The organism is Photobacterium sp. WH24 (genome assembly GCF_019204055.1).
Classification (GTDB): Bacteria; Pseudomonadota; Gammaproteobacteria; order Enterobacterales; family Vibrionaceae; genus Photobacterium; species Photobacterium arenosum.
The window spans coordinates 120089-133274 of record NZ_JAGSOZ010000013.1; the positions used below are offsets into that span (position 1 = coordinate 120089).

At 50.5% G+C, this 13186-nt stretch carries 15 protein-coding genes; 9 read left to right on the plus strand and 6 right to left on the minus strand.

What is annotated here, in order from left to right; all coding sequences use genetic code 11:
* Window positions 1–13: 13 nt before the first annotated feature.
* On the minus strand, window positions 14–982 hold the full coding sequence (locus KCG43_RS15965) for a LysR substrate-binding domain-containing protein (protein ID WP_218386195.1): 969 nt from the start codon (window positions 980–982) through the stop codon (window positions 14–16).
* A 133-nt stretch (window positions 983–1115) separates the two neighbouring features.
* Between KCG43_RS15965 and KCG43_RS15970 the strand changes: the two genes are divergently transcribed.
* Window positions 1116–1922 carry an aminotransferase class IV family protein gene (locus tag KCG43_RS15970; protein WP_218386198.1) on the plus strand — a complete coding sequence of 269 codons (807 nt, stop codon included), beginning with the start codon at window positions 1116–1118 and terminating at the stop codon, window positions 1920–1922.
* 90 nt (window positions 1923–2012) lie between these two features.
* On the opposite strand, the gene KCG43_RS15975 is transcribed toward KCG43_RS15970, so the two are convergent.
* The 3 genes from KCG43_RS15975 to KCG43_RS15985 all read right to left on the minus strand — a co-directional run bounded on the left by KCG43_RS15975 (window position 2013) and on the right by KCG43_RS15985 (window position 4927).
* The gene (locus tag KCG43_RS15975) at window positions 2013–2588 is read right to left on the minus strand and encodes an NAD(P)H-dependent oxidoreductase (protein ID WP_218386200.1); all 576 of its coding nucleotides are present in this window, start codon (window positions 2586–2588) and stop codon (window positions 2013–2015) included.
* A gap of 59 nt (window positions 2589–2647) precedes the next feature.
* On the minus strand, window positions 2648–3001 hold the full coding sequence (locus KCG43_RS15980; RefSeq protein WP_218386202.1) for a MerR family transcriptional regulator: 354 nt from the start codon (window positions 2999–3001) through the stop codon (window positions 2648–2650).
* A gap of 63 nt (window positions 3002–3064) precedes the next feature.
* Window positions 3065–4927, minus strand: coding sequence for a sigma-54-dependent Fis family transcriptional regulator (locus KCG43_RS15985; RefSeq protein WP_218386204.1), 1863 nt, complete (start codon window positions 4925–4927; stop codon window positions 3065–3067).
* 252 nt (window positions 4928–5179) lie between these two features.
* Between KCG43_RS15985 and KCG43_RS15990 the strand changes: the two genes are divergently transcribed.
* From KCG43_RS15990 to KCG43_RS16015, 6 genes are read left to right on the plus strand one after another with little or no spacing between them, the layout of a single operon-like run.
* A complete protein-coding gene (locus KCG43_RS15990) occupies window positions 5180–6271 on the plus strand; it encodes an ABC transporter ATP-binding protein (RefSeq protein WP_192016214.1) in 1092 nt (363 codons plus the stop codon).
* Window positions 6271–7419, plus strand: a complete 1149-nt coding sequence (locus tag KCG43_RS15995; protein ID WP_218386206.1) for an ABC transporter ATP-binding protein — start codon at window positions 6271–6273, stop codon at window positions 7417–7419. Before KCG43_RS15990 ends, KCG43_RS15995 begins: the two co-directional genes overlap by 1 nt.
* Complete coding sequence (locus KCG43_RS16000) at window positions 7409–8278, plus strand: carbohydrate ABC transporter permease (RefSeq protein WP_192016212.1); 870 nt, start codon at window positions 7409–7411, stop codon at window positions 8276–8278. Before KCG43_RS15995 ends, KCG43_RS16000 begins: the two co-directional genes overlap by 11 nt.
* Window positions 8279–8280: 2 nt before the next feature.
* Window positions 8281–9081, plus strand: a complete 801-nt coding sequence (locus tag KCG43_RS16005; protein ID WP_192016211.1) for a carbohydrate ABC transporter permease — start codon at window positions 8281–8283, stop codon at window positions 9079–9081.
* A gap of 24 nt (window positions 9082–9105) precedes the next feature.
* A complete protein-coding gene (locus tag KCG43_RS16010) occupies window positions 9106–9378 on the plus strand; it encodes a DUF2160 domain-containing protein (RefSeq protein ID WP_192016210.1) in 273 nt (90 codons plus the stop codon).
* A gap of 22 nt (window positions 9379–9400) precedes the next feature.
* Window positions 9401–11128 carry an ABC transporter substrate-binding protein gene (locus KCG43_RS16015; RefSeq protein ID WP_192016209.1) on the plus strand — a complete coding sequence of 576 codons (1728 nt, stop codon included), beginning with the start codon at window positions 9401–9403 and terminating at the stop codon, window positions 11126–11128.
* 53 nt (window positions 11129–11181) lie between these two features.
* Here KCG43_RS16015 and KCG43_RS16020 read toward each other — a convergent pair whose 3' ends face one another.
* On the minus strand, window positions 11182–11400 hold the full coding sequence (locus tag KCG43_RS16020; protein ID WP_192016301.1) for a VF530 family DNA-binding protein: 219 nt from the start codon (window positions 11398–11400) through the stop codon (window positions 11182–11184).
* Between the two features lie 156 nt (window positions 11401–11556).
* On the opposite strand from KCG43_RS16020, the gene KCG43_RS16025 reads away from it, so the two are divergent.
* On the plus strand, window positions 11557–11793 hold the full coding sequence (locus tag KCG43_RS16025) for an RNA-binding protein (protein ID WP_192016208.1): 237 nt from the start codon (window positions 11557–11559) through the stop codon (window positions 11791–11793).
* A gap of 326 nt (window positions 11794–12119) precedes the next feature.
* Window positions 12120–12593, plus strand: coding sequence for a peroxiredoxin (locus KCG43_RS16030; RefSeq protein ID WP_161456136.1), 474 nt, complete (start codon window positions 12120–12122; stop codon window positions 12591–12593).
* 46 nt (window positions 12594–12639) lie between these two features.
* Here the strand turns inward: KCG43_RS16030 and KCG43_RS16035 are convergent, their stop codons facing one another.
* Window positions 12640–13065, minus strand: a complete 426-nt coding sequence (locus KCG43_RS16035; RefSeq protein WP_192016207.1) for a GNAT family N-acetyltransferase — start codon at window positions 13063–13065, stop codon at window positions 12640–12642.
* Window positions 13066–13186: the final 121 nt, after the last annotated feature.

The window sequence follows — 13186 nt, forward strand, 5'->3', positions numbered from 1 at the left end:
TACCACATCGGACTCACTTTCCAGAGGCCTGATGTTTCGCTTCGCCAACTGCGATATTCTCCCCTTGATGACTCTCAATGACAGTAAATAACCAACTCAAAAAATCAGCCACTGCTTCTTCTTTCTCACTGCTTTCCGGATAAACAAAGTAATACGCAAACTCATCGGGTAGTTTCATCGTCAGATCAAACAGTTGCACGAATGACCCTTGCGATAGCTGGTTTGAGACAAGTCTAGGTTCAACCAAGCCCACAGTGACATTATCCTGAACCGCTTGGATCACATGGTTGAGATCAGAGAACGCAATACTCTGGCTATTATCGAATGCATTGACATTTGCCTGGCTCATCCACATTTTCCAGTCAGGCCAAGTTTGCCCATTTACCGTGCAGTTGACATAACTTAGCGGCAGTCTGAGAAGATCTTCCGGTTTATTTATATCCTGATGAATTGCTAAAAATTCGGCACTACAGACAGCGACAACTGACGTTTCAAATAGCTTATTTGCCACACAATCAGGATATCGGCCATTACCGAACCGGATAGCCATATCAATACCATCGCGACCAAAATCTCTGACGTCATCCGTGATGTCTAACGTTATCGATAAATCTGGCCTCAATTGTTTAAATTCTCCGAGTTTAGGTAATAGCCAGTATGTGGCAAATCTGGCGCCGACTGACAAAGTAAGATGCGAACTATGCTTGTTAATCCTTCTGGCAGAGCCGAGTGCCTGTTCCATATTATCGAGAGATTCAGAAACAGCGGTAAACAATATACTCCCCTCTGGGGTTAATTGAATGGAGCGGCTGTTTCTTTTAAATAAAGAAAAACCCAGTTGTTCTTCCATTTCCTTGATCTGATAACTCACTGCCGCTGGTGTAAGGCTGACTTCTGTTGCCGCTTTTGAGAAATGTAAATGCTTTCCTGCTGCAACAAATATCCGTAATGCTCTGGTTCCCGGTATGAATTTACTGTTCATCAATCATCAAAAATTATCAAATGCAGGTTCAAGTAATACTTGTTTCTCTTTCCCGACGCAATAAATCAATATTCCTCCCAGTGTTCAGCTTCTTTCAATCAATAAACTCACGCTTATGGAGGCAAGAAAACTCATGCCAAATCAAGCTACAGCCGTCATCAATGGGCAATTGGCTACCGGATCTCAATTATCAGTGCTGACGTTTGCTGGTCATGCCCACTTTACTGCCATGCAAGTGCGCAATGGAAAAATTCGGGGACTCGACCTGCACATTGAACGCCTGCAACAAGCCTCGCACCATTTATTCGGAAAATCGTTAAGTAACGAGGCCATTCTTCATCAGATTCGCGACGTCTTACGGTCCGGAGAGAACAATCGCTCTCTGATGGTTTATGTGTATTCTGACAGCGGAGAGTTTACTCCCCGAGAGGATAGTTCAAGGTTAAACATACTGATTCGCCAGTCTGCAGCCAGTGACGGTCCCCACGGCCCTTTAACCATGAAAACCTTTGCTCATGAACGAATACTGCCTTCCATTAAGCATGTCGGGGAAATTGCAAAAACCCATTTGATGCGTCAAGCAGTTAACCAAGGATTCGATGACGCCATATTCACGGATAACCAGGGCCGGCTAACTGAAGCGAGTATCTGGAATCTCGCCTTCTGGGACGGTGAAGCAGTGATCTGGCCCAAGGGTGCAAAGTTGCGTGGCACCACAATGCAGATAGTGCAGCGTCAGCTGGACGCAATGCAGATACCGCAACAAGAGCAAAATATCACTGAAACCAACTTACTCTGTTCTCAGGCTGCCGCTGTCATGAACTCCTGGACACCGGGTATCGCGATTTCCAAGATCAATACAACGCATTTCTCTGATACCAGTGATTTTATCGCTTTATTACACCACGCATTCGCTAATGAAGCTTTAATCACGCCCTGAGTACCAGCAACTTTCTTTTTTAGAAAGCGGATGCAACATCATCAACATAGCGGGCAGAAAATGCCCGCCCACTTTACCTCAACATCGCTGTTACACGCCTTGCGAACCCAACCGTTTCGCTGTCGCAATCCACTCGGCACGCTCTGATTCTGATGACAGTATCACCGAGCCGAACAAGCTGGTGTCAGCTGCGCTGACGCCACTGAACTGCAGCGTAAACTGATCCAGCTGTGCCAGAACCGGGGCGGCCTGTACCGTCAGAAAGTCCTGCGGAGCATCCATGGTCAGGATGATCCTGGCTGTTTTTCCTGTCAGCAACTGCACCGGCTCCGGGTTATCACCTTCAAATTGAAAAGCAAATCCCGGCAAGAAGGTTCGGTCAATTAAGCCTTTAAATTTAGCGGGTAGCCCTCCCCACCACACAGGTGACACAATCACGATATGTTCGGCCCACCGCAGGGATTCCTGGAAATGCTGAAGGCAGGGTTCTAGCGGCTGAACCGCATCGTAACCCGAGTCAAGACTGGGGTTGAAGTGCATCTCCGACAGGTTCAGACGACGCACGCTACTGTGCTCCCGCGCTTCAATGTCATACGCATCCGCGAGGCACTTGGCAAAGCTTTCCGCTTTGGGGTTGGCATTCAGTAACAGAATGTTTTTGCTCATGATGTTTCCTTGTTGTCCAGAATCAATCATGAGTGTAAAGCCTCCCCTATAGGGCAGAGTCAAGCTGTCTGCGGGCAGCTATCCATAGATCGGAGACATAGCTCCACGCGTTTTATTTTCTGTTCAAGCAATGCATGCTCTGCCATCAGTTGCTGCCTGACATCAAGCAAGAAACAATGAATACGATCCCAGTCCACGTCACCATCCCGGTAGCGTATCACGCCTTTCAGCCGGTTCAGGGTCACGCCAAGTTGCTTGGCCTCTTTGATAAGCTGGAGCACCTCGACGTCCGTCTCGGTATATACCCTGTAATTACCCTGACGAAGCGGAACGCGAATCAGGCCCATGTCTTCATACAACCTGATGGCCTTGACTGACAATCCTGCCCGCTTGGATACCGCGCCGATGTACATGTTATTTACCCTGCTTAAAAACTGACAGCCACAATCATACTGTAATTACAGGACTGATGCTGATCAGCCATCATGCCACAAGCCCAGTTGCTTCAAGCGTTTATAGACAGTATTTCGGCTCACACTCATTGCTTCCGCGGTTTTACTCACATTGCGGCCCAGCGCCATGTACACTTTCGGCAACGCGGTCTGCCAGTCTTCTTCCAGCAGTTCGTCATCAATGTCGTCGGCGATGCGGGCGATCCCTTTGAGATCCCAGAAGAAATCATCCGGCAAATGCTGGGGCTCAATCACCTTACCTGCCGCCAGCACAGTAGCGACCCGCAGCACATTGTGTAACTGGCGGATATTGCCTGGCCAGTTGTGCGAGTCGAACAGCTGCATGACCTCGTCACTGACAGTGACATGGCGATCACCGTCACAGACTTCATCAAGTACAGACAGTACAACCTGCGCCATATCCTGTCTGTCACGAAGAGCAGGCAGAGCCACAGTCAAGCCGTTGATCCGGTAATATAAATCTTCCCGGAACTGTCTGGCTTTTATCTCATCACGCAGTGACTGATGCGTGGCACAGACCAGCTGAAAATCCACCGGATAGCTTTCACTGCTGCCTAAAGGCGTTACCCGTTTTTCTTGCAGCACACGCAGCAGCCTGGCCTGAGTCGGCAGCGGCATATCACCAATTTCATCCAGAAACAGCGTGCCTTTATCGGCACCACGGATCAGGCCCATGCTGCCTTTGGGGTTGGCTCCGGTAAAAGCCCCTTTGACATAGCCAAACAACTCGGATTCCACCAGCTCAGAAGGAATGGCGGCACAGTTGACGGCCACCATATCAAACGCTGCCCGATGCGAAGAGGCATGAAAAGCGCGCACAAAACGCTCTTTTCCCACGCCGGTTTCGCCGTGTATCAATAAGGGAATATCACTGTTGAGCACGCTCATCGCCTGATGAACGGCTTTTGCCATTTGCTTATCGCCCGTATCCAGATCCGTCAGTGAGGGCTCACACTGTGGTGTTTCCAGGGCTGCATGGCGGGGAAAGACAATGCCAGAGGGCGCAGTAACAGACGGTTCAGCCGGGGCGTTTATCCGGGCAAACAGCGGAAAAGACGTCAGCCCGCTGAATGTCAGTGTGGCGTCCTGCTGTGTTGCCATCAGCGCCTGCAGGGACATACCGGCCACCATGTCTATGGTGATGCCAGCCAATGGCTTACCTAACAACAAATCAGCCCGGCGGTTGGCCGAGACAATTTGCCCCTGAAAATCAAACACCAGCAGTCCGGCCCACTGACTGCCCAGATTATCAGGACTGGTATTGAAGACAAATTGCCAGAAGTGCTGGCCATAAGCGGCAAGAATCAGCTGATTTTCAATCGCCTGGGACATGACTTTCACCATGCCATGTACCTGGGTCGTTGGCAGGTAAGCATCGCTGGAGACGTTAAGTACTCCCACAATCTGACGATGCGGATCAACAATGGGCGATGCCGAAGCGTTCATAAAACGGTTTTGCAGCAGGAAATGCTCATCACGGCGGATGTCGGTAATCTGCTGCGTGTGCAAGGCTGTGCCAATCGCATTAGTGCCTATCACTTTCTCCTGCCAGCAGGCTCCGGGTTCAAATAATGCCGGTGCCATTTGCTGCATGAAAGGCGGATTCCCCCAACGCTCCAGCAAATACCCCTCATGATCAGTGAGGATGACTAAACTGCTGCTGTTGGCGAGCATGCTCTGAAAACCGGGTAACACTTTCTCGCGGGTGACAGATACCATTACCTCTGCCAGCTGTCGTTTCTGCTGCCAGTGCAAGGGGCTGGCAAGGGTTAATTCAGGAGTCTGTTGACTGTCCAATCCGTAATCCCGGCAACGCTGCCAGGATTCGCAGACAAGGCGATCATCGCTTTGCAATCTGTTATCCATGTCGACCTTTGCTTCCGCTCTCATTGCTATTTGGCCGCAGCCAGTCCAAACACACATTCCTGAACGTTAACTATTGTTCACACAATGTTAACAATCAACATATCCAACATGTTGTTAACGAATAACAAACAAGGCAGTAAAGACAAAATACCCTGTGAATCATAAAGATAGTCAATGCTCAAGGATGTTAAATAAAGGTGGCATGTTTTTAGCGTAGTGCTGATGAGTCACGCACAGGGAGCCAGAACGGACATGTCGCTCATATTGGACAAAATCACCCGCACGGTAGACGGGCTAGATTGGATAAAAACTGCCAGCCTGATGCTTGAGCCCGGCTCCTTTAATGTATTACTGGGCCGCACGCTGGCTGGAAAAACCTCTCTGATGCGCTTAATTGCAGGTTTAGATAAACCCACGACGGGGAGCATTTCTTTCAATGGCCGCGATGTGACGGGACTTCCGGTCCGTGAACGCAATATCTCCATGGTGTACCAGCAGTTCATTAACTATCCCAATCTCACGGTTTACGAAAATATCGCCTCTCCGCTGCAACTGGAAAAACTGCCAAAAGCACAGATTGATGAACGTGTTATGCAGACCGCAAAGATGCTGCACATTGAAGATTTCCTCAAACGCTACCCGCTTGAATTATCAGGCGGTCAGCAACAGCGTACCGCCATGGCCCGTGCGCTGGTGAAAGATGCCGATATCATTTTGTTCGACGAACCTCTGGTCAATCTCGATTACAAATTGCGCGAAGAGTTAAGACAGGAAATGAGAGAGCTGTTTGCCTCCCGAAATACTATTGCTGTTTATGCCACCACCGAACCTAACGAAGCCCTCGCTCTGGGCGGCAATGTGGTGCTCATGCATGAGGGAGAGATCATTCAGTCGGGGCAGACCTCTGAGGTCTACCACAACCCGGCCAGTGTGACCTGCGCCGAGCTGTTTGGCGAACCACCGATCAACCTGATCAAAGGGCAAATCAGCGCGGATAATGTGTCATTTTCCGAACACGTCCACTTTGCCCTGAACGATGATTTAAGCGATCTGCCGCCCGATCACTATGTCTTCGGCATCCGGCCGAATCACCTGACCTTAGTGCCGAACAACGATGACGATCTTGAGCTGGCGGTGGATGTCGAACTGGCCGAAATCAGCGGCAGTGAAACCTTTCTTCATGTGTCCAACCGGGAACTGGCTATGGTGCTGCATCTCCCCGGCGTGCATGAGTACGCAGTCGACAGCCGTATCAATATTTATGTACCCACCCATAAACTTTATGTGTTTTCAAAAGAACGGCAACTGATACAGGCTGCCCGTTCAGGCTGGGAGAAACAGTAATGGCAGAAATTCGTCTGGAATCATTGGCGCACAGTTACTCAGCGCACCCTGCCAGCGATGCGGATTACGCCATTCGCCGTATGAATCATGTCTGGGAAGACGGCGGTGCCTTTGCATTGCTTGGCCCGTCCGGCTGCGGAAAAAGCACCATGCTGAACATTATTTCCGGCCTGCTGACGCCCTCGGAAGGGGCGGTAAAGTTTAACGGTCAGACGGTGAACGGCCTGGAGCCGCAGGAACGCAATATCGCCCAGGTTTTCCAGTTCCCTGTCATATACGACACCATGACAGTGTTTGACAACCTAGCCTTCCCGCTGCGCAACATGAAAACACCGGCAGCAAAAATCCGCAGTAAAGTGCAGGAAATTGCCGAGATTCTGGAACTGACACCAGTACTCGACAAAAAAGCCCGTAACCTCAATGCCGATGAAAAGCAGAAAGTGTCAATGGGACGAGGCCTGGTCCGTGATGATGTCTCGGCCATTTTGTTTGACGAGCCGCTGACCGTGATAGACCCACACCTGAAATGGAAGCTGAGACGAAAGCTCAAGCAAATCCATGAACAGTTCAATATCACTATGGTCTATGTCACCCATGATCAGCTGGAAGCAGCCACTTTTGCCGACAAAATTGCCGTGATGTACGACGGCGCCATTGTCCAGTTTGGTACGCCACGCGAACTGTTTGAGCAGCCTAACCATACCTTTGTCGGCTACTTTATCGGCAGTCCTGGCATGAATTTACTGCCGGTAACAAGAAGCAAAGAGTCCACAGAAGTGGCTTTCAATGGGTTACCGATTGCCCTGAGCGCCAGCCAGCAACTCGCCCTGGCTCAGACCCAGTCAGAGAACATCAAAGTCGGGATACGCCCTGAATTTGTTCAATTGCGGGACACACAAAAAGAGGCCGGTTTCACCGCCACTGTCACTCATACCGAAGATCTTGGCACCTACAAAATCGTCACCGTCATGCTGGCAGATACCCCGGTCAAAATCCGGCTTGCCGAAGGCTCGCCAGTACCAGCGCACCAAGGCTGGATCAATTTTCCCAGCCGATGGCTGAAGCTGTATATCGATGAGTATCTGGTCGGCGAAGACAGTGAAAACGGTGGTAAAGACGACCTGGGAGGTGGCGACAATGCAGCATAAAACCGACAATAACAAAGCATGGTGGCTGGTATTACCCGTTTTTCTGCTGGTGGCCTTTTCCGCCATCATTCCCTTAATGACAGTAGTGAATTACTCGATACAGGATATTTTCGATCAGAACACCGCCTATTTCGTTGGCAGCGAATGGTACAAAGAAATTCTCAATGACTCGCGCCTGCATGATTCGCTGCTGCGTCAGTTTATCTATTCAGCCTGCGTGCTGCTGATCGAAATTCCGCTCGGTATTCTCGTCGCGCTCACTATGCCGAGCAAAGGGGTCAAAGCGTCACTGGTACTGATAGTGCTCGCGATTCCGCTGCTGATCCCCTGGAACGTGGTCGGCACCATCTGGCAAATATTTGGCCGGGCTGACATCGGTCTGCTCGGCTGGTTTCTGAGCAATATCGGAGTTGACTACAACTATGCATCCAACCCTGTCGATGCCTGGGTCACAGTGCTGGTGATGGACGTCTGGCACTGGACCTCACTGGTCGCGCTGCTGTGCTATTCCGGTTTACGCGCCATTCCCGATGTCTATTATCAGGCCGCCAAAATAGACCGGGCCTCCAACTGGGCGGTTTTCCGCTATATACAATTGCCCAAGCTGAAAAATGTGCTGCTGATAGGTGTACTGCTGCGCTTTATGGACAGCTTCATGATTTACACCGAGCCTTTTGTACTGACCGGCGGCGGCCCCGGCAACGCCACCACTTTCCTGTCGCAAACCCTGACCAAAATGGCGGTAGGTCAGTTTGATATTGGCCCTGCCGCGGCGTTCTCCATCATCTATTTCCTGATCATCCTGCTGGTGTGCTGGCTGTTCTACACCTCAATGACAGCCATGGATAAGGAGAAATAATCATGCACAAGCGTAAAACGCTCATTTTGCTGCTGTACATACTCTTCTTACTGCTGCCGATTTACTGGCTGCTGATGATGTCATTCAAAACCAATGAGGAAATTCTCGGCGGACTGACCTTCTGGCCGACTGAATTTACACTGGCCAATTATAAAGTGATCTTTACCGATCCCTCCTGGTACAGCGGCTATATCAATTCGCTGACTTATGTCTCGATGAATACCGTGATTTCTTTGCTGGTCGCCCTGCCTGCTGCCTATGCCTTTTCGCGCTACCGGTTCATTGGCGACAAGCACATGTTCTTCTGGCTGCTCACCAACCGTATGTCGCCGCCGGCGGTGTTCCTGTTGCCTTTCTTTCAGCTTTATTCCTCTGTCGGACTGTTCGACACCCACATTGCCGTTGCACTGGCGCACTGCCTGTTCAACGTGCCGCTGGCGGTGTGGATTCTGGAAGGCTTTATGTCGGGCGTACCGAAAGAGATTGACGAAACGGCTTACATTGACGGCTACAGCTTTCCGCGCTTTTTCATCCGTATTTTTCTGCCCATGATCCGCTCAGGCATAGGGGTCACCGCTTTCTTCTGTTTCATGTTCAGTTGGGTCGAACTGCTGCTGGCCCGCACCCTGACATCCGTTAATGCCAAGCCGATTGTCGCCACCATGACCCGTACTGTCAGTGCCTCTGGCATTGACTGGGGCGTGCTTGCCGCAGCTGGTGTACTCACGATCATTCCCGGATTGCTGGTGATTTGGTTTGTTCGCAACCATGTTGCCAAAGGCTTTGCCCTTGGCCGTGTTTAGCATGATACCGGAAAGGAGATCATAATGAATTGGATGGCCTGGACCCTGCCCAGCGCACTGTTCTTTATTTCTATCGCCGGCATTTTGCTGACGATGACCGTCTTCGAGATCCTCAAACCTTGTGTTGAACGCAAAGGCTTTTTGCCCATCAGCACAACCCGGGGAGATCGACTGTTTATCGGCCTGCTCAGCAGTGCCTATATACACCTGCTCTTCCTTGGCATCACTGACCTGTCGATATGGATACCTTTTACGTTATCTGTGTTATGGCTGGCCATTTTGCTGCGTTGGGGATAATACAAGACTAAGGAGTTCGCACATGAACCGGACACGCTTTGTACCTAAACCGACTACATTAGGGCTGATCATCAGCTTGTTGCTTTCGCCGGCAGCACTGGCTGATCAATACAGCGATGCGGCGAAGAAATGGATTGACGATGAGTTTGCGCAGTCGTCGCTCAGCAAAGACGACCAGATGAAAGAGCTGGCCTGGTTTACTGAAGCCGCCAAACCCTTCCGTGGCATGGAAATCAAAGTGGTTTCTGAAACCATCACCACCCACGAGTATGAATCAAAAGTGCTGGCAAAAGCCTTTGAGGAAATCACCGGCATCAAGGTGACCCATGATTTGATTCAGGAAGGGGATGTGGTGGAAAAACTGCAGACCGAAATGCAATCTAACCGCAGTATCTACGACGCCTATATCAATGATTCCGATCTGATTGGTACCCACTTTCGCTACGGCAAGGTCATTCCGATCAGCGATTACATCACAGGGGAAGGGAAAGACGTTACCCTGCCCACGCTGGATCTGGACGATTTTATCGGCCTGAGCTTTACCACAGGGCCGGACGGCAAGGTTTATCAGCTTCCCGATCAGCAATTTGCCAACCTGTACTGGTTCCGGGCCGACTGGTTTGAACGCGAAGACCTGCAAAAACAGTTTAAAGAGATCTACGATTACGACTTAGGTGTGCCGGTTAACTGGTCTGCCTATGAAGACATTGCTGAATTCTTTACCGAGCATGTGAAAGAAATCGACGGCAAACGCGTTTACGGCCACATGGATTACGGTAAAAAAGATCCGTCGCTTGGCTGGCGCTTCACCGATGCCTGGTTCTCCATGGCGGGTGCAGGGGATAAAGGGTTGCCGAACGGTAAACCCGTGGACGAATGGGGCATTCGGGTGGAAGGCTGTCGTCCGGTTGGCTCCGGCGTCGAGCGGGGCGGTGCTACCAATGGCCCGGCAGCTGTCTATGCCACCACCAAGTACGTCGAATGGCTGAACAAGTACGCGCCCGCAGAAGCCCAGGGCATGACCTTCTCTGAAGCCGGTCCCGTTCCCGCACAAGGCAATATCGCTCAGCAAATTTTCTGGTACACCGCTTTCACGGCCGATATGACCAAACCCGGGCTGGAAGTGGTGAATCCGGACGGCACGCCTAAATGGCGTATGGCCCCATCGCCAAAAGGCCCCTACTGGGAAGAAGGGATGAAACTGGGCTATCAGGATGCCGGCTCATGGACGCTGATGAAAGCCACCGATCCCGAGCGCCGCAAAGCCGCCTGGTTATATGCGCAGTTCACCGTAGCGAAAACCGTCTCGCTGAAGAAAACCCTGGTCGGCCTGACCCCGATTCGTGAGTCAGACATCAATTCTGACATCATGACAGAAGCGGCGCCTAAGCTGGGTGGCCTGGTTGAATTCTACCGCAGCCCGGCACGGGTTCAGTGGACGCCAACCGGCACCAATGTGCCTGACTATCCGAAGCTGGCTCAGCTCTGGTGGCAGTACATAGCCGAAGCCGCGAACGGCGAGAAAACCCCGCAGCAGGCACTGGACGGGCTGGCAACCGCACAGGATCGCGTGCTGGAGCGTCTGGAACGTGCCAATGTGCAGGGGGAATGTGGCCCTAAACTCAATAAGCCAAGAGATGCCGCCTACTGGCTGGCCCAACCCGGCGCACCGAAAGCCAAGCTGGCTAACGAGAAGCCCAAAGGCGTGACCATTAAATACGCTGAACTGCTGAAATCCTGGCAGCAGTGACGAGCAGGTAACAGAAACCATCAGGGAGGCATAATGCCTCCCTGATGTTGCAATCAGCTGAACGTTGAAATATATAACTTTTCCACTTTTGCTCTCGCCCAGTCCGTTTTGCGTAAAAACTTCAGTGACGATTTAATGGAAGGGTCATTTTTAAAACAGTTAATATCGATTTCGCACGCCAGAATCATCCACCCATAATGATCAACCAATTGGGTTAAGATTTTTTCCAGAGTAAGGCCGTGCAGGGGGTTATTCGGTTGTTCGCGGGTCATAAGCTTTTCTTCGGTGGCAGTGTTGGTAACGGGGAAGAGTATACAGAATATTTCGCCATCCGGCATGGAGACAATGCATCCGCCCCAAAGTATTACTTTCACTCTGGTCGGTAAGCTGAGAGAATGCCGCGGTCATTTCAAATAAAACGACCCATCATGAAACTTTTAGTTCGTAACCTTTCTCGTTCAACCACTGAACAAGACATCCGTAAATTGTTTTCTGAACACGGCAAAGTCACAGAGTGCACTTTGGTGTTAGATCAGGAAACCGGCCATTCCAAAGGCTTCGCTTTCGTCGAAATGCCGGATCAGGATCAAGCCAAAGCAGCGATAACCAGCCTGAACATGACATCGCTTGCCAAAAGCAAAATTCGGGTGAAAAAAGCTCACTAAATCAGTCATCCGATAGCCAGAAAAGAAGCCCCTTTTCTGGCTGTTTCATTTCTGCTTCCAGTCAATCAACGCACAGATAAGCAACACATACCGATATTCACCTCCTCATGCACCCTTGAAGAAAATATTTTTTGAACCTTCAAAGCAATGCCATTTAACTGCTCTGTCGATAAGCCTTCTCTGTCTGTCATCTTTGGTCTGTTATCTTTGCCTATATTTTTGATCAGGCTGAAAATAGTAGCCTGAATCCCGTAGGATTTATCTGTGTTTATTCATATCAAATCAGACTAGACTGAGTTGAACTCCAAAAACTAAAGGAAAATACCATGATTCAACAAGGCCAGACTCTGCCAGCCGCTACCCTGGGTGAACTGACCAAAGACGGCATGGTCAACCATGACGTTGCAGAACTGTTTGCAGGCAAGAAAGTGGTGTTGTTTGCGGTTCCCGGCGCCTTCACGCCGACTTGCTCGGAATCTCACCTGCCAGGTTATGTTGTGCTGGCTGATCAGCTGAAAGCCAAAGGCGTGGATATCATTGCCTGCGTGTCAGTCAACGATGCCTTTGTGATGCAAGCCTGGGGCGAAGCACAAAATGCTTCAGAAATTATGATGCTGGCAGACGGTGACGGCAGTTTCACCAAAGCGCTGGGCCTGGAGATGGACACCGCGAAGTTCGGCGGCCTGCGCTCGCAACGCTATGCGATGATCATCGACAACGGTGTTGTCACACAGCTGAACGTAGAAGCACCAAAAGAATTTGAAGTCAGCAAGGCAGAAACCATTCTGGCAAGCCTGTAATTTCAGAAAAACACAACGGAAGCGAAAGCTTCCGTTGTTCTCGGCTTTACTTTATCTCTGTCATCGAAAAATGATGGCTGGCAATGTGAAACCCTTCCCGTAAATAGAACTTATGCGCCGCAAAACGCTGCACGCCCGAGTCCAGATGCAGTTGCTGGCACCCCTGCTCTTTTGCGTACACTTTAAACCAGTCAATCAAACATTCTCCGACCCCCTTGCTGCGGTGTTGCTCAGCCGTCACCAGGTCATCAATATAAATGGCTTTGCCCCAGGCCAGCTTATCTGACACTACAAACCCTGCCACACCCATCACCTGATCGCCCGATTTGACGTAAACCACCTGATAGCCCTGCGCCATCTGCCGGGTGATCTGCGCCAGCAAAGCGGCTCTGTCGTACTGCGGCCGCAACTGGCGCAAAACATCCAGCACTGAGGGTTGATCCTGATTATCTTCAAAAAAATGTACTTTCATCGGGTTCCTGTGACTTCCTGTTCAGATCTTGATGTCGTTGTCTGTTTATAGCGTTTTCAATCGCACCTGCACAATGATTTTATCCATAGCCAGTTAATCGCGCTAACCATAAGGCTGTGCG